Genomic DNA, 16,700 nt, shown 5'->3' on the forward strand with positions numbered 1-16,700 from the left:
ATAACCGGATGTTGAAGTTTAAGCAGTATGATTTTAAGCGATACAATATTCCGCTGCTGATAACAGTATTTCTGTTAGGCGGAGTAGGAACCTATTTAATCAAACAGGTTCAGACAGAAGATGAAAATCTGTTTACAAAGCAGATATTTGGTCTGGCGGTAGGAATCGTCGGTGCATTGATATTATCCGTAATCGATTATCATTTTATATCGGGTTTTTATATCGTGCTGTATCTGATTAATCTGGGATTGTTAGGATTGGTGGTAACCATCGGTGAAACCCATAACGATGCCCAGAGGTGGCTGAAGCTGGGGCCCTTGCCGGAATTCCAGCCATCGGAGCTGACGAAAATCATATTGATTATATTTGCAGCCAAGCTTTTTTCCGTGCTGCGTGCCAGGATCAATAATATCTTTGTCCTGCTCCTCGTTGCGATATCCTTTGGAGTACCCATCATCTTAATCCTGATGCAGCCCAATTTGTCCACCAGTCTGGTAATTGTATTTATATTTGTTATAATGATATTTGCGGCGGGACTCAAATGGAAGGTAATTCTTCCTATTCTGATTATAGGAGTTCCGGTGATGATGGGATTGTTCTGGTATATCCAGCAGGACTATCAGGTACTGTTACATGATTATCAAAGGAACCGCGTGCTTTCCTTCTTGAATCCGGAGGAGCATGAATCGATTATGTTTCAGCAGGAGAATTCCGTAAGCGCCATCGGATCAGGGCAGCTTCACGGTAAAATCTTCAGCGAAGAAGAGAAAAGGAATTATGATACCCTGCCTATCTCCGAGAGTGATTTTATCTTCTCTGTGGCAGGCGAGGAGTTTGGTTTTATTGGCTGCTGTATCCTGCTGGGACTTTATGCGGTTGTTATTTCTATCTGTCTTCAGACTGCGAGGCAGGCGCCTGATTATATGGGAATGCTGATTGCCGTTGGCATCGCCTCCATGTTCACGTTTCAGGTATTTGTCAACATCGGGGTGGCAACAAAATTGCTGCCCAACACCGGTATACCATTACCGTTTTTAAGCTACGGCTTAAGCTCCCTCCTCAGTGGTATGATGGGAGTGGGTATGATTCTTAATATTAGATTACAGCCCAAAAAGACCAGAAGCTAGTATAGCCGGTCTTATATTGCGGCAGAAGGGAGGTAAAATATGAATATAGGTATGATTGCCCATGATTCAAAAAAGAAGCTGATGCAAAATTTCTGCATTGCTTACCGCGGTATTTTAAGCAAGAACACTTTATATGCTACCGGCACTACCGGGCGTTTGATTGAGGAGGTAACCAATCTGACGGTTCATAAGTATCTGGCAGGCCATCTTGGCGGAGAACAGCAGCTGGGCGCACAGATTGAGCATAACCAGATGGATCTGGTGATCTTTTTGAGAGATCCCCTGACTCCCAAGTCCCATGAACCGGATGTGAATAATATTTTCCAGCTATGTGACAAGCATAATATCCCTCTGGCAACCAACCTGGCTACGGCAGAGCTGCTGGTTAAGGCCCTGGACCGGGGAGATTTGGATTGGAGAGAGCTTTTTAAAACATGAGGAGATGGTGTATCCTATGAGAAAAAGGCTGATTGTCGGCGCATGTACATGCATACTATTGACATTGCTGGGCGGATGCCGGACATCCTTTGAGGATTATCTGGCTTTTGAGGACACGGCGGCATCCGCGGATTATACTATCGACAACCGGTTAACCCAGGCCGGATTCTTTGCGGAGAATCTGGCGATTGCCGTTGAAGGGGAAGCGGATGAGGAATTGACCTCCGGCGCCAGCCTTCTGGTGAATATGGCGGATAACCAGGTGTTATATGCAGATCATGTCTATGACAGATTATATCCAGCCAGCCTGACTAAATTAATGACAGCGCTGGTGGTGCTGCAGTACGGTGAACTGACGGATACGGTTACCGTCAGCCATGCAGCCTCCCATATCAGTCAGGGCGGGATCAAATTATGCGGCTTCCAGGAGGGGGACATCCTGACTCTGGATGCTCTCTTGAAATGTCTTCTGGTTTATTCCGGTAATGATGCCGCGATTGCCATTGCGGATCATATCAGCGGAAGCGAGGAAGCTTTTGTCGCGAGAATGAATGAGGAAGCGAAGAAGATTGGAGCGGTTCATACCAATTATGTGAACTCCAACGGACTTCATGAAGACGAGCAATATACCACTGCTTATGATGTTTATCTTATATTTAATGAATTGTTAAAATATGATACCTTCCGTTCTGTCATCGTAATGGATTCTTATACGGCGAATTATCAGGACCGGTCCGGTAATCAGAAGGAGAAAACCTTCAAATCCACCAATTCCTATCTCCGGGGTGATGCGGAGGTCCCCGATGGAATTCAGATCATCGGAGGCAAGACCGGTACCACCAAAAAGGCAGGCAACTGCCTTGTACTGCTGAGCAAAAATGCGGCGGAAGAGGAACTTATCTCCGTGATATTAAAGTCCCCTGACAGCTCCGCTCTTTACTCCCAGATGTCCTATATGCTGGAGATGGCGGCAGAGGAATAATAAAAATACTTTAAATTGTTATTTTATAGTTGTTTTTCTCTGTTAATTGTACTATAATTAATTTGTAATATTTTCTTTTTAAGACAAATTGCACAATTTAATATTTGGTACCGCACATCTTAAAGTTGCGCCCATAATAAGGAGGAGATTACAATGATACAGATAATTTCAGGTGAGAAGGGTAAGGGAAAGACCAAGATCCTTATCGAGAAAGCGAACACTGAAGTGAGAACCGCTAAGGGAAGCATTGTTTATCTTGACAAAAGCAACAAGCACATGTATGAATTAAGTAATAAGATCCGGTTAGAAAATGTACGTGATTATTTCATTGAAAATCAAAGCGAGTTCATCGGTTTTATCTGCGGTATCATATCCGGTAATCATGATGTTCAGGCGATTTATCTGGATAGTTTCCTAAAAATAGCTTATGTGAATGATGATAATTTAGAATCAGTTTTCTCCAAATTAGAGAAAATAGCTGAGGCTTTTCATGTTGATTTCATAATCAGTATCTCCCTGAATGAAAATCAATTGCCTGAGAACTTTAAGAAGAATGTAATTGTATCCTTATAATGGGATGCCGGAAGGCAGCCGGCAGCAAACTGCTGATTAATGTAAACCAGAACATAAACGGGAAGACCGGAAGGAGCTTTCTGTTATTATACCGAAATAACGAGTGGCTCCTAACGAGCCACTCGTTTTCTTCTATTATTCATTTCTAAGTCTTCCAAAGAAGCTTAAAGCGTACAGGCCGGATACACCGACTAAAGCATAGATGATTCTGGATACGAGAGTCATATCTCCGAAAATCATTCTTACTAAATCGAAGCTGAAGAATCCGATTAAGCCCCAGTTTATTGCACCAATTACTACAAGGATTAATGCAATATAATCCAATGTTTTCATAATGAACCTCCTTCATGGATTTAATGTGATGCAAAGCTCCCGATATCCCTTGAAAATGCGGATGCCGGGATAAAATCTCTCTTTTCATAGAATATCCTATTTTTTTGCTTTTATTCATGCACGGAAGGATTATACTTTTGATGTTATCGCTGGGCAGGGCAGAGCAGAGCAAAGCGGACAGTAACATTGGTATTTTAATGCTTTCTTACTAAATTTTATAAAATAAAGGAGAAAGGGGTTTGAAAATTTTTGAAAAGTAAGTATAATGTTATAAGTGTGATGCATCCATTTCAAGCCATAACGGAGGGAAGTTTTCTTGAGCGACAATAACAAGGTTGTTAAATTTAAAAAAAGAAGAAGCATCAACATTGGTGTAATTGTATTTCTGATTTTATTTGTATACATTGCATTTAATGTGTATTTTTATTTAACAAAAGAGCAGCTCTCCATCTACGAGGTGCATGAAGGAACCACCGCTGTTGACAATCGGATCCAGGCCCTTATTATCAGAGAGGAAGAGGTTATCACCTCGGATCAGGCAGGATATGTTACCTATTACCAGAAGGAAGGGGCCAGGGTTGCCAAGCATACTTCGGTATATTCCCTGGATGACAGCGGAAGAGTGGCGGATATACTGGAAAGCGGTGATATTCCCGTCACTATGTCCAAGAAGGATAGTGCGGAGCTGCTCCATACCATTAAGAGCTTCCGCAACGCTTTTAATGACGAGAATTTTCATCGGGTGTACGATTTTAAAGAGGATGCCCAGAGTACTGTGCTGGAAAGCCTGAACAACACCATGCTGCTGAATGAAACAACCATAAGGGAGGAGACGGGGCAGAGCTTTTCTTATCATATGGTAAAAAGCCCCCAAAGCGGAATTGTAAGTTATTATATCGATGGATATGAGACGGTCACCCTGGAGAATCTATCCGCTGACCTGTTCCTTACAGAGAATTATGTTAAGACGGGACTTCGAACGAACAGCATGATCGATATCAACACGCCGGTATATAAATTAATTACTTCAGAGCAATGGAGCCTGGTGTTCCCTCTTACCCAGGAGCAATACGGAAGGCTTCAGGGGAAGGAACAGGCCAAATTCACTATTTTGGAGGATGATTTTGAGCTGTCTGCGGCTCTCACGCTGACCCAGATGAACTCACAATATTACGGGCAGCTTGTTCTGAATAAATATCTGTCCAATTATCTGAGGGACAGGTTTCTTGAAATTGAACTGGATTTTGATACGGTGGAGGGCTTAAAGATACCCTTAAGCGCCATTACAGAAAAGAGCTTTTACCTGGTGCCCCTGGAATACCTCTCCAAGGGAGCGGACAGCACCGATTCCGGCCTGATCCTTGAGAGCTACGATGAAAAAACCGGGGAAGTAAAATATACCTTTACTGTTACGGATATTTATTACCAGGATGAGGCTTATGCCTATGTGGATATGGAGCTGTTCCCGGACGGCACATTTATTCATTCTCCCAGCGGAAGTCAGCGTTATGTTCTTAAGCCGACCAACAGGCTTACCGGAGTATATAATGTAAATCTGGGTTATGCCGTATTTAAACGGATTGAAATTCTATATCAGAATGAGGAATATGCTATCGTTAGTGATACTACGGAGAAAGGGCTGTCTGCCTATGATCAGATTGCCCTGGACGGAAAAACAGCCGTCGATCAGGCGATTATATATTAAGAGAATGAGATGGAAGGAATCAAAAAGGATGGACGAAGAAGGAAAATGATGAAGGACAATATAATTCAAATGGAAGAACGTATTCTGGCCGCCTGTGCCCGAAGCAAAAGGGAACGTTCCGAGGTGACGCTGATTGCTGTGAGCAAGACAAAGCCGGAGGAGATGCTGCTGGAGGCTTATGAGAACGGTATCCGGCATTTCGGGGAAAACAAGGTGCAGGAGCTGGTAGAAAAATATGAGGATTTAAATAATCAATTTTCGGATCCGGTTTATTGGCATATGATCGGACACCTGCAGCGCAATAAAGTAAAATATATCGTGGACAAGGCGGTATTAATCCATTCCGTGGATTCCCTGCGTCTGGCACGGCAGATCAACGAGGAGGCTGCTAAGAAGCAGATCATCTGTGATATTCTCCTTGAGGTCAATATTGCCGGAGAAGAGACCAAATATGGCATGAAACCTGAGGAGGTACCAGGAATGGTAGCGGAACTGACGGCTTTTCCCCATATTCGGGTGCGCGGTTTAATGACGGTTGCACCTTATGTAGAAAATCCGGAAAAAAACAGAGAGCATTTTAAGAATTTGCGACGATTATATGTTGACATAAAATCAAAAAACACCGATAATATTAATGATGATTTCAATATTCTTTCCATGGGCATGACAGGAGATTTTGATGTGGCTATTGAAGAGGGTGCAACCATGGTCCGTATTGGGACAGGTATCTTTGGTGAGCGCGATTATTCAATTTGAATATAGCTGTACGGTTGGAGGTAGGGACGGATGTCTAATATTTTTAAAAGTTTCTTAAACTCAATGAAGTTAACGGAAGACGAAGATGATTATGAAGATTACCTGGAGGAGGAGACCGAGAAGGAGCAGAGGCGCGCTCTCAGGGCAGAACGGAAAGAGGCAAAGAGGGAGCAGTATGCTGAGAGGAACGACCGCTACAGCGATAAGAACGACCGCTATAGTGAGGTTGCTAAGAATCAGTCGATAGCCTCCATGTCAGCCGCCTTTTCCAATGATACAAAGAAAGAGAAGGCTGCCAGGGCGGAGCGAAGCTCCGTGAGCAAGGTGGTACCGATCCGTACAACAGCCAAGGGGCTGGAGGTCTGTATTATGAAGCCTACTTCCTTTGAAGACTCCCAGGAGATCTGTGATATGCTTTTAACCGGGCGTGCAACGGTAATTAATCTGGAGGGCTTTGATGACAAATTAGCCCAGAGAACTATGGATTTTATCTCCGGGTCGGTCTATGCCATTAACGGGAAGCTTCACCGGATATCCAATGCCATTTTTATCGTATCGCCGGATACGGTGGATATTTCAGGAGACTATCTTGACTTGATTCAGGAAAGCGGTTTTGAGCCTCCGACTTTCCATTCCAAATTTTAAGCCATGATGAACAACGATAAAGAAGAACAGTTATTGCGGCGGAGATTTGCGGATCTGGCGAATGCTGCCTATCACCGTGGGATATGTATGTTCTCGGATTATTTGAACCTGTATGAGCAGAATTTGCTTCTGCGTTTTAAAAATGAACTGCCAAGGATAAAGTATTTTGCTTACGGAGGTTTTGAGGATGCCGAGAGAAAAATACTTTGTTTTTGTGGAAACGATCAGATTGACCGGAGGGAGGAAATTGAGTTTCCTATTATCTGTATTAAAGTCTCTCCGATTAACCAACGTTTTTCGGATGATCTGAATCACCGTGATTTCCTGGGAGCGGTATTAAATCTTGGGATTGACCGGAGTAAGATCGGAGATATTTTGATTGAACATAAGACAGGCTATATTTTTGCCCATACTTCCATCAGCCGTTTCATTACGGATCAGCTGGTTAAGATTAAGCATACGGTGGTCAGTGCCGGTGTGCTAAATCAGCAGGAGTTTCATTATGAGCCGAAATACACCGAGGTTACCGGGACAGTTTCTTCCGTAAGGCTGGACAGCATTCTGTCCGTAGCCTTCCACGGCTCCCGCAGCAGTCTGACGGGGTTAATTGAGGGCGGAAAGGTGTTTGTGAACAGCAAAGAGGTGCTGTCTAACAGCTATGCATTGAAGGAGCAGGATGTGGTGTCAGTACGCGGTCTGGGGAAGTTCATCTACACCGGTACCTCCTATCAGACAAAGAAGGGCAGATACAGCGTTAAGCTGCTGTTATATACTTAGATAAGCAATGGCCATAGCATAACCTCGTCTTATCCTGTGATGCGGTTATGCTTTATTGTTGCAGGATCGTGCTGCGCTGCAGGGCATGCAACTGGTTGTATGGATACTTTAAGAAAGGAACAGATGCGATGAATCAGATCCTTAATGTTAATTATGAAGGAAGGCCGGCCTACTCTATCATGCTGGAACCGGATTTTGGGAAGCTGGCCGAAGCCTTCGGTTCACTTTCCATGACGAACCGGAGAGTTATGATTATAACGGATGACAATGTGGGCGCCATTTACCTTGAAGCGGTGAAGAATATATTTCTTTCCTCCGCAAAAGCGGTGGAGAGCTTTGTCTTTCCGTCCGGCGAAGGCAGCAAGAACCTGGACACCGTGGGCCGGTGCTATGAACAGCTTATTCAGGCTGGTTTTGACCGTAAGGACATTCTTGTAGCCTTAGGAGGCGGAGTGGCAGGCGATCTGACCGGCTTTGTTGCGGCAACCTACCTGCGGGGGATTTCCTTTATCCAGCTTCCCACCTCCTTGCTGGCTATGGTGGATTCCAGTATCGGCGGAAAGACCGGGGTGGATTTTAAAGCCTATAAGAATATGGTAGGTGCATTTCATCAGCCTAAGCTGGTATATATGAACCTGTCAACCCTGCTCACCCTTCCCCAGGCGGAATATAATTCCGGCATGAGCGAAATAGTAAAGCATGGTTTAATTAAGGATGCCCGGTATTATCAATGGCTGAAGGAGCATAAGGAGGAGATTCGCCGGAGGAGTTTTGATATCCTACTGGAGATGATCCGGCGCAGCTGTGAAATCAAACGGGAGGTTGTGGAGAGAGATCCGAAGGAGCTGGGAGAAAGAGCCCTGCTTAATTTCGGACATACCATCGGACATTCTGTGGAGAAGCTGAAGGAGCTGTCCTATCTCCATGGAGAATGTGTCAGTCTGGGCATGGCAGCCGCTTCCTTTCTTTCCCTGTCAAGGGGAATGATCACGAAGGAAGAATATGAGGATATTCTGGATACCATGATTAGCTTCGGGCAGCCGGTGAAGGTGGACGGCTTGTCAGCGTCAGAGGTATATGAGGTGACCCGTTCGGACAAGAAGATGGACGCACAGCAGATCCGGTTTGTCTTATTGCAAGGAATTGGCAACGCGGTTATTGATACGACGGTCACTAAGGATGAGATGTTGGACGCGATCCATTCCATTCTGGAAGGCATAACAGGATGAAAGCGTCCAAAGGTGCTGCGCACTTTTCCAGATAGAATATATTGCTATTGCAAGCGTGCTTGCATATCAATATATCCTATCCGGAAAGCACCTTTGGTGCTTTGGATGCTTCTAAAAATACAAATTATAGTGCCTGCCAAATTGGGATGCCTGCAGGCCGCGGAAAGGCATGGTTTTTATATGAAAGAAAAAATAAAGCATTTGATACTGTTTATTATCCTTGTGGTGATTGATCAGGGAGTGAAGCTGTGGGTACGCCGTACCTTGATGGACAAGGCCCCCCTTGTTTTTATTCAGGATGTGTTCAGTCTGCAGTATCATGAGAATACCGGTGCGGTATGGGGAATTATGAGCGGGAAGGTGCAGCTCCTGAGTATCTTTACCTGTATTGTTTTCCTGCTTATTGTTTTCCTGTATTTTAAGATCCCTCAGGACAAAAAGTACCGTCCCCTGCGACTGGTTACCGTGTTTATCCTGGCCGGAGCGGTAGGTAATCTCATTGACAGGGTGTTCTTGGGCTATGTGGTGGATTTTATTTATTTTGAATTGATCAACTTTCCTTTATTTAATATTGCTGACAGCTACCTTACGGTATCGTGCATTGTATTATTCCTTCTGGCGGTCTTTCATTATAAGGAGGATGATTTTGCTTTCCTTGACAGGCTCTTTACCTCCAAGAAGAAAGCTTCCAATGAGGAAGCGGGATCTGCCGGAGCGGATGACAAAAGCGGTATTACCAGTGATGCGGAGCAAATCGATAAGGAATAAATTTGCAGGGTGTAATCTTCATAAGGAATAAATCAGAATGACAGGATACGGAAAGGATTGTGCGGATGGACGACGAATTAATGGAGCTGTCGGAATCGGAGATGGAGCAGGTTCTGGAATATAGCATAGCAGAAGAGGATGCCGGCAACCGCATTGATAAATACCTTTCTGTAATACAATCGGAAATCTCCCGCAGCTACATCCAGAAACTAATCGAGGAGAACAGGGTTTTGCTTGACGGTAAGCCCGTAAAAGCCAATTTAAAGGTTAAAGCAGGACAGACGGTACAAGTATTGCTTCCGGAGCCAAAAGAGGCGGAAATCGACCCTGAGGACATTCCTCTTGATATTATTTACGAGGACAGGGATATTATCATTATTAATAAACAAAAGGGTCTGGTGGTGCATCCGGCGGCAGGCCATGCCAACGGCACACTGGTGAACGGGCTGCTCTATCACTGCCGCGGCCAGCTGTCGGGCATTAATGGGGTTCTCCGCCCGGGTATCGTCCACCGGATTGACAGGGACACCACAGGGGTTATGGTTGCCTGTAAGAATGACAGAGCCCATCAGATCATTGCAGAGCAGCTGAAGGTTCATTCTATAACCCGCAAGTACCAGGCAATTGTCTATCACGCCTTTAAAACGGATCAGGGCAGGGTAGAGGGGCCCATCGGAAGGGACCCCAGGGATCGGAAGAAGATGGCCGTTAATCACAGGAACGGCAAATCGGCGGTGACCAATTACAGGGTCTTAGAGAACCTGGGAATGCATTATGCCCACATCGAATGCTCTCTGGAAACAGGACGGACCCATCAGATCAGAGTCCATATGGCAAGTATTCACCACCCATTGCTGGGGGATACGGTGTACGGACCGGATAAGGACCCTTTCCATCTGGAAGGACAGGCTCTCCATGCCGGTATTCTGGGCTTGATTCATCCCACCACCGGAGAGTATATGGAATTTTCAGCGCCTCTTCCGGATTATTTTACCGATTTATTAGTGAAACTAAGACATAAGGGGTAATTGCCATTGAAGAGAAATGTCATCGATCAACTAATTTGCTGGAAAACAGAATCCAATCGGCTTCCTGTTTTACTTAAGGGTGCAAAAGGTGTGGGGAAAACCTTTCTGGCCTACGATTATGCAAAAGCATTTTTTCAGCATATCTATTATATTAATTTTGAGCGCGAGCCTCAATTGGCAGAGCTGTTTCATGAGACTGGAGAGAAAGCCCCCGGATACAGGCTGATGGATTATTTTCAGAAAGAGGTTCCCCGGGAAGAGGGAGCGCAGACCGAAGAGGAGAAGCCTCTTGGAGACCGGGTTCTTATTCTTGATGAAATCAGCTTCAGCCGGGAGGCAATGACGGCGGTTCAGGAGGGCCGGCTGCAGCCGGCCTTTGAATACATCATTGTAATTTCAAGCCATCCTTTACCGGAGGAACTGAGCCGGAATTATATGCAGCTCAGTATCCGTCCTCTGGAATTTGACGAATTTTTAAAAGCAATAGGAAGTGATTGGTATATCGAAGCCATTGTCAATCATTTTCAAGCCGATAAAAAAATGCCTGAGATTGTACATAAGGAGCTGCTGGCTCTCTACCAGCTGTATCTGCAAATCGGCGGCATGCCCGGAAGTATCAATGAATATCTCAATTTGCAAAGCAGTGTCAATGTTTCCGAACAGCACAGCTTCATTAACGCGTCCTATCGCAGGGATATCCTCAGGGATAATAACGACAGCGATGCCCTCAAGATGAATCAGGTGCTGGACAGCCTGGTGTACCAGCTTATGAAGGATAACCGGAAGTTCCAGTATAAGATTATAAGAAAGGGTACCACCCATACCATGTACCGGGAGGCTATCCATAGGCTGTGTGAACAAAATTATACGATACGGTGCAGCCGAATCAGTCCGGAGCAGCTGACACAGCCCTCTCAATCCCAACCCTCGCCGGATGCTTCCTCTTTCTATGAGGATGGGGAAAATACAAATTTCAAGCTATATCTTCCGGATACGGGAGTCTTATATTCACAACTCGTGGAGGTACAGGGAAAGGAAAATATGAATAAATATGAAAAGGTCCTGCATGAAAATTGTGTGGCTCAGTCCCTTTCTGCAAAAAATGACCTCTTTTTCTTTTGGGAAAGCAATTCCACCGCAAAGGTTGATTTTATCCTTTTAAGGGATGGTGAACTGCTTCCTATCGAGATTTTTACAGGGGAGAATACCCGATCGAAGAGTATCAGTGTTCTAAAGCAGAACTCTGCTTTCCCGTATTCCATCAAAATATCATCCCGAAATTTTGAATTTACCAATGATACGAAATACGTTCCGTATTATGCTGTGTTCTGTATCTAGTATATTGTTTCCATAATATTGCTATTATCTTACGGATATATTAAGAAAACAGTTGACAAAATCATTCTATTGGTATAGTATGGTAATACAAGTCTGAATCTACTTATGTAGATTTTTGCGAAGACTCCTTGATGGTGTGCCGATGGTTGAAAGAATTTTTATTCTATAACTGTAGATTTCCTTGTTTTACATAGAGTATATGGATATATGGCAATGAAGTTTATTTTATTTGCAGGACAATGTGTTATGGTATATTTGATCTCAATGTTTCATTGTCTGAAAATAGAATGCAGCAGATGTACGGAGAAGCAGATGCCGCATTTTTGGTTCTACAGATGTAGACCTATAGAATAATAGCCTGGAGGAGTGTAGTATATCATGTCATCGTTACCAGAAATACGTCTTCACGAAGGAGAACTTAATATTATGGAACTGTTATGGTCCAATAAGACCCTGGCGGCCAAGGATATATCCAAAATCATCAAGGAATATATCGGCTGGGAGAAGAATACCACCTATACAGTAATTAACCGTCTGATTGATAAAGGGGCAATCAAGCGTGAAGATCCCGGTTTCTTATGCAGGGCTGCGATTTCAAAGCGTACCGTGCAGGCAATTGAAACAAAAGCCCTGCTGAACAAATTATATAATGGTTCCTTAAGCACCTTTTTGAACGAATACTTGAAGAATCAGGATTTATCAAAGGCAGAGGTGCTGGAGCTTCAGAGGATTATAGGAGAGCAGCGGTTTTGATTCGCTTTATACTTCCTGAAGACGGAGATTAAGCTGCATAATCAAAAATAGAGATAGGCCGAAATGTTGTGATACATACGGCCTATTATTTATTTTACATCCGACAGGAAAGCGTTGTATGAAGAGCAGCTTTGAAGTATAATCGAGGTATGGCAAATGGGGAGCCAGTGGTGTCGTTATTATTATTTGGTTTGATCTTGGTGTGATTTTGTTTTGATCAGTAGATTTATAGGCGGTGATGGGGTGTATCAGGTTTATCAAAAGCAGGATGAAATGAAACGAAAGCTAAGAGAGCTTAAGAAGCTGGAGTTGAAAATACGTCCGGGAGTTACGAAGGGCTTGCCAGGAAAGAATAAGGAGCTGGTCTGGGATAAATTCTTTGATCTTAAGGAGGAAGGGAAACAGAATGTGAAGTATCCCATCCACCGGCTTATCTCTTTGACGAAGGATGAATATAAGGATGTAGTGAACGAGTACTTTTATCATGTATATTATTGGTTCTGCCAAGAATTTGGAATAACAGGCTCCTCATCGGCGGATATCGAAACCCTCACACGGCTTGGACTTCCCATAGATGCAGATAGTGACGAGATTAGAAGGAGATTCCGAGAGCTTGCTAAAATATATCATCCGGATAACGGGGGCGACAGCGATAAATTCATCGAAATAATGGAGAAATATAAGAACTGCAGGACGGAGGAGCGCCCATGATAGGAGTATGCCCGCAATGCGGGAACCATGAATGGAATAAGCAGATATCTGAAAACAAAAAACATATAATATGTCAGCAATGCGGGCATCAATGGAATTTTAAAGCCATGCCTCTTTTTATATTGACCGGATGCAGCGGAGTAGGGAAAACTACAACTGCACAAGAATTACTTCAGCGGGATGCGAAATTCATCGTTATGGATGCGGATTTCTTATATAACATTATGCCGCATGAAACAGAGGAAGATTGTAAGAATTGGGTGGAGCAGATTATGTCTCTGTCTAAAAACATCATGCAGGGCGGAAAGCCTCTGCTATGGGCAATGGCAGGTGCTTTGGAGCATTTTGAACATACCTATAATCGTCGTTTTTTTACTGAGATTTATTATTTGGCTTTAGTATGTAATTCCGAAGATTTAGAAAAAAGGATGCGTGAGGGAAGGCAGATAACGGATTTGAATTGGATAAACAGTTCCGTTGACTATAATCGTTGGTTTATTGAAAATGGTATGGTGTCCGGTCAAAGAGTTGATATCTATGACATTACCGGAAAAAAGGTATCTGAGGTTGCTGATTATGTAATGCAGTGGGTCGCAGCAAGAATAGAGGACTGGGAAGCGGAGGGGTTATCATGAGTGACTATATCCGTTGGATAAGAAGTAAGGTTGGACATGATAATATTATTTTGAATTTTTCAGGAGCATGTATTACCAATGAGAAGGGGGAAATCCTACTTCAAAAGCGGAGTAAGACGGAAAATATTTGGGGATTGCCTGGAGGTGGAGTTGAACTGGGAGAATCCATTGAAGAAACGGCAATAAGAGAGGTAAAGGAAGAAACGGGCCTTGATATCAGAGTGGAGTATTTAATAGGTGTATACTCAAAGTATTTTACCGAATATCCAAACGGAGACAAAGCACAGTCTATCTGTTATTGCTTCAAGGGTACTGTTGTAAATGGAAGTCTTAATATAGATAATAAAGAGACCTTCGGTTTACAGTTTTATGATAAGGAACATATTCCGCCATTATTTGTACAGCAGCATGCAGACATAATAAATGACTTTTTTGAAAATAAAGCAGGTGTTTTTCGATAATGTGTTAGGATGAGAGAACAAAAATTTCTTTATGCTGGAGAAGGATAGTGGATTACAGGTATACAAAAAATGATAATTATGAGGATTTCGCCAGCGGAAGAGTATTATACCATCAGAGATTTATGGAAGCGATATAAATCTCAAAAGCCTTAAGCTGGCAGAAGATAATCTTGGGCTTTTGAAAAGGCCGGGGATTAACAGACGGAGAGATGAGTTAAAAACGCTTTATGAAAAATACGGGAAAGTATCTCATTTCGATGCGTTACAGAGTACAAATCGGATAGAGCGCCTGCTGATAAATGAAATTAAAACCGGTATATTTAATAGAAATGTCCTTGAGGCATGTAATCTGCCCTTTGTTCCTGATATTATTATCACCGATGTCCCTTACGGCAATATGGTAGAATGGGAAGCAGGCAGCGGAGGCGTTAATCAAATGATGAATGCCTTATCCGAGGGATGCGGCAGAGAAACCGTAGTTTGTGTCTGCATGGATAAAAAACAGAAGATACAAACAGACGTATATCAAAGACTGGAAAAACAATTCGTTGGAAAAAGAAAATTTGAAATTTACAGAAAGTAAATAATATAGAAAGTAAATATTCTTGTCAGGGAGCGGCGGGTCATGTCAACCAGAAAAATATTCGATACCATTATAAAAAAAGAACCGATAACAAAAGGATGGTCGGAAGATCAAAAATACTGTGTCACCACAACAGGCGGAACAAAATATTTACTTCGTATTTCTTCTGTTTCCCAGTATGAGGCAAAAAAATCATTATTCTCCATGATGGAACAGATTGCTGTACTTGATATTCCTATGTGCCGCCCTATAGAGTTTGGTATTTGTGACGAGGGTGTTTACTCCATCCAGAGCTGGATTGAGGGCGAAGACCTGGAAACAGTATTGCCCTTGTCCTCTAAAACCTTGCTGTCTGAGACGGAGCAGTATAGATTGGGGTTACAGGCAGGCAAAATTGCGAAAAAAATACATACCATACCCATACCGGAACCGCAAGAGGAATGGGAGAATATTTTTAACCGCAGAATTGATATGAAAATACAGGAATATCATGAATACGGCTTGAAATTTGAAGGTGATTATCATATGTTCGATTATATTGAGAAAAACCGTCATTTGTTGAAAAATCGCCCGCAATGCTTTCTGGTGGGTGATTATAATGTGATTAATATGATGTATGAAAAGGGTGATTTGAGAATCATAGATTTCGAACGTTTCGACGTCGGTGATCCATGGGATGAATTTAATTGTATCGTTTGGAGCGCCATGGCAAGCCCCCATTTCGCAACAGGGCAGCTGCATGGCTATTTCGACGGGGAGCCGCCGATGGAATTTTTTAAACTGATGGACGTTTATATCGCAGTTCTTGTACTGTCATTGATCTCTTCCTGGGCAGTCACTTCCGAATTTGGGCGTAATGTAACTTTGAAGTTGTCACAGGATGTATTGAAATGGTTCGATGATATGCAAGATCCCGTGCCCACATGGTATCTCAGGGATTTCCATCTATAATAAATAAAAGAGGGCAGTAACCGTGATTCCGGCTGCTGTCCCTTATTGTTATACCACGATACGGTCGGATGCTATCGGGGTAAAATATCACGAATTTTCAAAATTTCTATTATAGTTTCATTTTCATCCGATAATTTCCTTATGTCGGTCCTTATGTTTCTTTCCAGGACCTTCATATCCAAACTTAAATTGGAGATTCTTTCTGAGTTTCTATCAACCTTAAATTTAATAACTTTTATGCAATCATCCATTACGTTTAAGCGACCATCCATTGTGTCTAAGCGACCATCCATTGTGTCTAAGCGACAGTCTATTGTGTCTAAGCGACCATCTATTGTGTCTAAGCGACCATCTATTACACTTAAGTGATCATCCACTTTACCTACATGAACTTTAATGTCCCGAACTTCGCTTAACATATTTCCTAAGATTTCTTTTAATTCGTTCTCCATTATACTCCCCCTGTCCATTTTCTTAATTGTAACATATTAGATATAAAAATAGAAGACGGCAAAATCGGCAAACATTTTATTTTTTTCTGTGCATTTTACTTAAAAGGAATAGCTGTTTTTTGTATCTGGCAGAATTATCAAGGGACATAGACAGTGCCTGCAGAACATTTGCATTATTATAAAATCATGATATAATCTCTGTATATTTATTTGCATTCGGCTATGATAAGGAACTAAGGCTATTAAGGGAAACAGGAGATAATAGGGGGATAATAATGAAGGTTGAAGAGAATAAAATAATGCAATCCTTTGAAAAATGGTGTAAAAAATTGCGTATATCTCCATATTGGGATATCAAGCTGGAATTGAACAAAATCGCTGCGCGATGGCCTGCCAAGGCTGTGGCGCAGTTTCTGTTATCTAATAATTAAAAGGCAATGGAAATCTTTACTGAT

General features: G+C 42.9%; 21 protein-coding genes. 19 read left to right on the forward strand and 2 right to left on the reverse strand.

Annotated elements, in window-relative coordinates:
* Positions 1-8: 8 nt before the first annotated feature.
* The 4 genes from HNQ56_RS12300 (at position 9) to HNQ56_RS12315 (ending at position 3,120) form a co-directional block, all read left to right on the forward strand.
* Positions 9-1,127 carry an FtsW/RodA/SpoVE family cell cycle protein gene (locus HNQ56_RS12300; protein WP_429146374.1) on the forward strand — a complete coding sequence of 373 codons (1,119 nt, stop codon included), beginning with the start codon at positions 9-11 and terminating at the stop codon, positions 1,125-1,127.
* Between the two features lie 39 nt (positions 1,128-1,166).
* On the forward strand, positions 1,167-1,565 hold the full coding sequence (mgsA, locus tag HNQ56_RS12305) for a methylglyoxal synthase (RefSeq protein ID WP_429146377.1): 399 nt from the start codon (positions 1,167-1,169) through the stop codon (positions 1,563-1,565).
* 16 nt (positions 1,566-1,581) lie between these two features.
* On the forward strand, positions 1,582-2,547 hold the full coding sequence (locus HNQ56_RS12310) for a D-alanyl-D-alanine carboxypeptidase family protein (protein ID WP_429146379.1): 966 nt from the start codon (positions 1,582-1,584) through the stop codon (positions 2,545-2,547).
* Positions 2,548-2,700: 153 nt separating this feature from the next.
* Positions 2,701-3,120 (forward strand): twitching motility protein PilT, encoded by a 420-nt coding sequence (locus tag HNQ56_RS12315; RefSeq protein ID WP_429146382.1) that lies wholly within the window; start codon positions 2,701-2,703, stop codon positions 3,118-3,120.
* 135 nt (positions 3,121-3,255) lie between these two features.
* Here the strand turns inward: HNQ56_RS12315 and HNQ56_RS12320 are convergent, their stop codons facing one another.
* A complete protein-coding gene (locus tag HNQ56_RS12320) occupies positions 3,256-3,453 on the reverse strand; it encodes a DUF378 domain-containing protein (RefSeq protein ID WP_429146385.1) in 198 nt (65 codons plus the stop codon).
* 316 nt (positions 3,454-3,769) lie between these two features.
* On the opposite strand from HNQ56_RS12320, the gene HNQ56_RS12325 reads away from it, so the two are divergent.
* The 14 genes from HNQ56_RS12325 to HNQ56_RS12390 all read left to right on the forward strand — a co-directional run bounded on the left by HNQ56_RS12325 (position 3,770) and on the right by HNQ56_RS12390 (position 15,793).
* Positions 3,770-5,158, forward strand: a complete 1,389-nt coding sequence (locus HNQ56_RS12325; protein WP_429146387.1) for a biotin/lipoyl attachment domain-containing protein — start codon at positions 3,770-3,772, stop codon at positions 5,156-5,158.
* Positions 5,159-5,203: 45 nt separating this feature from the next.
* Positions 5,204-5,914 carry a YggS family pyridoxal phosphate-dependent enzyme gene (locus HNQ56_RS12330; RefSeq protein ID WP_429146454.1) on the forward strand — a complete coding sequence of 237 codons (711 nt, stop codon included), beginning with the start codon at positions 5,204-5,206 and terminating at the stop codon, positions 5,912-5,914.
* A 63-nt stretch (positions 5,915-5,977) separates the two neighbouring features.
* Positions 5,978-6,559, forward strand: coding sequence for a cell division protein SepF (locus tag HNQ56_RS12335; protein WP_429146390.1), 582 nt, complete (start codon positions 5,978-5,980; stop codon positions 6,557-6,559).
* Positions 6,560-6,646: 87 nt separating this feature from the next.
* The gene (locus HNQ56_RS12340; RefSeq protein ID WP_429146392.1) at positions 6,647-7,336 is read left to right on the forward strand and encodes a YlmH/Sll1252 family protein; all 690 of its coding nucleotides are present in this window, start codon (positions 6,647-6,649) and stop codon (positions 7,334-7,336) included.
* A gap of 128 nt (positions 7,337-7,464) precedes the next feature.
* Positions 7,465-8,565 carry a 3-dehydroquinate synthase gene (aroB, locus tag HNQ56_RS12345; protein ID WP_429146395.1) on the forward strand — a complete coding sequence of 367 codons (1,101 nt, stop codon included), beginning with the start codon at positions 7,465-7,467 and terminating at the stop codon, positions 8,563-8,565.
* Positions 8,566-8,745: 180 nt separating this feature from the next.
* Positions 8,746-9,333: a signal peptidase II gene (lspA, locus tag HNQ56_RS12350; protein WP_429146398.1), complete on the forward strand. Its 588-nt coding sequence runs from the start codon at positions 8,746-8,748 to the stop codon at positions 9,331-9,333.
* A gap of 65 nt (positions 9,334-9,398) precedes the next feature.
* Complete coding sequence (locus HNQ56_RS12355) at positions 9,399-10,361, forward strand: RluA family pseudouridine synthase (RefSeq protein ID WP_429146400.1); 963 nt, start codon at positions 9,399-9,401, stop codon at positions 10,359-10,361.
* Positions 10,362-10,367: 6 nt separating this feature from the next.
* On the forward strand, positions 10,368-11,699 hold the full coding sequence (locus tag HNQ56_RS12360) for an ATP-binding protein (RefSeq protein ID WP_429146402.1): 1,332 nt from the start codon (positions 10,368-10,370) through the stop codon (positions 11,697-11,699).
* A 378-nt stretch (positions 11,700-12,077) separates the two neighbouring features.
* Positions 12,078-12,452: a BlaI/MecI/CopY family transcriptional regulator gene (locus tag HNQ56_RS12365; protein WP_429146405.1), complete on the forward strand. Its 375-nt coding sequence runs from the start codon at positions 12,078-12,080 to the stop codon at positions 12,450-12,452.
* Between the two features lie 273 nt (positions 12,453-12,725).
* Positions 12,726-13,163 carry a J domain-containing protein gene (locus tag HNQ56_RS12370; protein ID WP_429146408.1) on the forward strand — a complete coding sequence of 146 codons (438 nt, stop codon included), beginning with the start codon at positions 12,726-12,728 and terminating at the stop codon, positions 13,161-13,163.
* Positions 13,160-13,798: an AAA family ATPase gene (locus HNQ56_RS12375; protein ID WP_429146411.1), complete on the forward strand. Its 639-nt coding sequence runs from the start codon at positions 13,160-13,162 to the stop codon at positions 13,796-13,798. The genes HNQ56_RS12370 and HNQ56_RS12375 overlap by 4 nt, the downstream gene beginning before the upstream one ends.
* Positions 13,795-14,259 carry an NUDIX hydrolase gene (locus HNQ56_RS12380; RefSeq protein ID WP_429146413.1) on the forward strand — a complete coding sequence of 155 codons (465 nt, stop codon included), beginning with the start codon at positions 13,795-13,797 and terminating at the stop codon, positions 14,257-14,259. The genes HNQ56_RS12375 and HNQ56_RS12380 overlap by 4 nt, the downstream gene beginning before the upstream one ends.
* 103 nt (positions 14,260-14,362) lie before the next feature.
* Positions 14,363-14,842 carry a hypothetical protein gene (locus HNQ56_RS12385; RefSeq protein WP_429146457.1) on the forward strand — a complete coding sequence of 160 codons (480 nt, stop codon included), beginning with the start codon at positions 14,363-14,365 and terminating at the stop codon, positions 14,840-14,842.
* Positions 14,843-14,884: 42 nt separating this feature from the next.
* Positions 14,885-15,793, forward strand: coding sequence for an aminoglycoside phosphotransferase family protein (locus HNQ56_RS12390; protein WP_429146416.1), 909 nt, complete (start codon positions 14,885-14,887; stop codon positions 15,791-15,793).
* 71 nt (positions 15,794-15,864) lie between these two features.
* Here HNQ56_RS12390 and HNQ56_RS12395 read toward each other — a convergent pair whose 3' ends face one another.
* Positions 15,865-16,245 (reverse strand): hypothetical protein, encoded by a 381-nt coding sequence (locus tag HNQ56_RS12395; RefSeq protein ID WP_429146419.1) that lies wholly within the window; start codon positions 16,243-16,245, stop codon positions 15,865-15,867.
* A 275-nt stretch (positions 16,246-16,520) separates the two neighbouring features.
* On the opposite strand from HNQ56_RS12395, the gene HNQ56_RS12400 reads away from it, so the two are divergent.
* Positions 16,521-16,676 (forward strand): hypothetical protein, encoded by a 156-nt coding sequence (locus HNQ56_RS12400; RefSeq protein ID WP_429146421.1) that lies wholly within the window; start codon positions 16,521-16,523, stop codon positions 16,674-16,676.
* Positions 16,677-16,700 lie beyond the last annotated feature (24 nt).

Origin of the sequence: Anaerotaenia torta (genome assembly GCF_050433395.1) — a bacterium.
In the GTDB taxonomy this organism is placed as follows: Bacteria; Bacillota; Clostridia; order Lachnospirales; family Lachnospiraceae; genus Mobilitalea; species Mobilitalea torta.

What these genes read in the sequence shown, in the direction of transcription:
- aroB (WP_429146395.1), top strand. Translation starts at nt 7,465, where the DNA reads ATGAATCAGATCCTTAATGTTAATTATGAAGGAAGGCCGGCCTACTCT.
- HNQ56_RS12370 (WP_429146408.1), top strand. Translation starts at nt 12,726, where the DNA reads ATGAAACGAAAGCTAAGAGAGCTTAAGAAGCTGGAGTTGAAAATACGT.
- HNQ56_RS12400 (WP_429146421.1), top strand. Translation starts at nt 16,521, where the DNA reads ATGAAGGTTGAAGAGAATAAAATAATGCAATCCTTTGAAAAATGGTGT.
- HNQ56_RS12300 (WP_429146374.1), top strand. Translation starts at nt 9, where the DNA reads ATGTTGAAGTTTAAGCAGTATGATTTTAAGCGATACAATATTCCGCTG.
- HNQ56_RS12365 (WP_429146405.1), top strand. Translation starts at nt 12,078, where the DNA reads ATGTCATCGTTACCAGAAATACGTCTTCACGAAGGAGAACTTAATATT.
- HNQ56_RS12310 (WP_429146379.1), top strand. Translation starts at nt 1,582, where the DNA reads ATGAGAAAAAGGCTGATTGTCGGCGCATGTACATGCATACTATTGACA.
- HNQ56_RS12355 (WP_429146400.1), top strand. Translation starts at nt 9,399, where the DNA reads ATGGACGACGAATTAATGGAGCTGTCGGAATCGGAGATGGAGCAGGTT.
- HNQ56_RS12335 (WP_429146390.1), top strand. Translation starts at nt 5,978, where the DNA reads ATGAAGTTAACGGAAGACGAAGATGATTATGAAGATTACCTGGAGGAG.
- lspA (WP_429146398.1), top strand. Translation starts at nt 8,746, where the DNA reads ATGAAAGAAAAAATAAAGCATTTGATACTGTTTATTATCCTTGTGGTG.
- HNQ56_RS12320 (WP_429146385.1), bottom strand. Translation starts at nt 3,453, where the DNA reads ATGAAAACATTGGATTATATTGCATTAATCCTTGTAGTAATTGGTGCA.
- HNQ56_RS12375 (WP_429146411.1), top strand. Translation starts at nt 13,160, where the DNA reads ATGATAGGAGTATGCCCGCAATGCGGGAACCATGAATGGAATAAGCAG.
- HNQ56_RS12395 (WP_429146419.1), bottom strand. Translation starts at nt 16,245, where the DNA reads ATGGAGAACGAATTAAAAGAAATCTTAGGAAATATGTTAAGCGAAGTT.
- mgsA (WP_429146377.1), top strand. Translation starts at nt 1,167, where the DNA reads ATGAATATAGGTATGATTGCCCATGATTCAAAAAAGAAGCTGATGCAA.
- HNQ56_RS12330 (WP_429146454.1), top strand. Translation starts at nt 5,204, where the DNA reads ATGATGAAGGACAATATAATTCAAATGGAAGAACGTATTCTGGCCGCC.
- HNQ56_RS12340 (WP_429146392.1), top strand. Translation starts at nt 6,647, where the DNA reads ATGTTCTCGGATTATTTGAACCTGTATGAGCAGAATTTGCTTCTGCGT.
- HNQ56_RS12380 (WP_429146413.1), top strand. Translation starts at nt 13,795, where the DNA reads ATGAGTGACTATATCCGTTGGATAAGAAGTAAGGTTGGACATGATAAT.
- HNQ56_RS12315 (WP_429146382.1), top strand. Translation starts at nt 2,701, where the DNA reads ATGATACAGATAATTTCAGGTGAGAAGGGTAAGGGAAAGACCAAGATC.
- HNQ56_RS12390 (WP_429146416.1), top strand. Translation starts at nt 14,885, where the DNA reads ATGTCAACCAGAAAAATATTCGATACCATTATAAAAAAAGAACCGATA.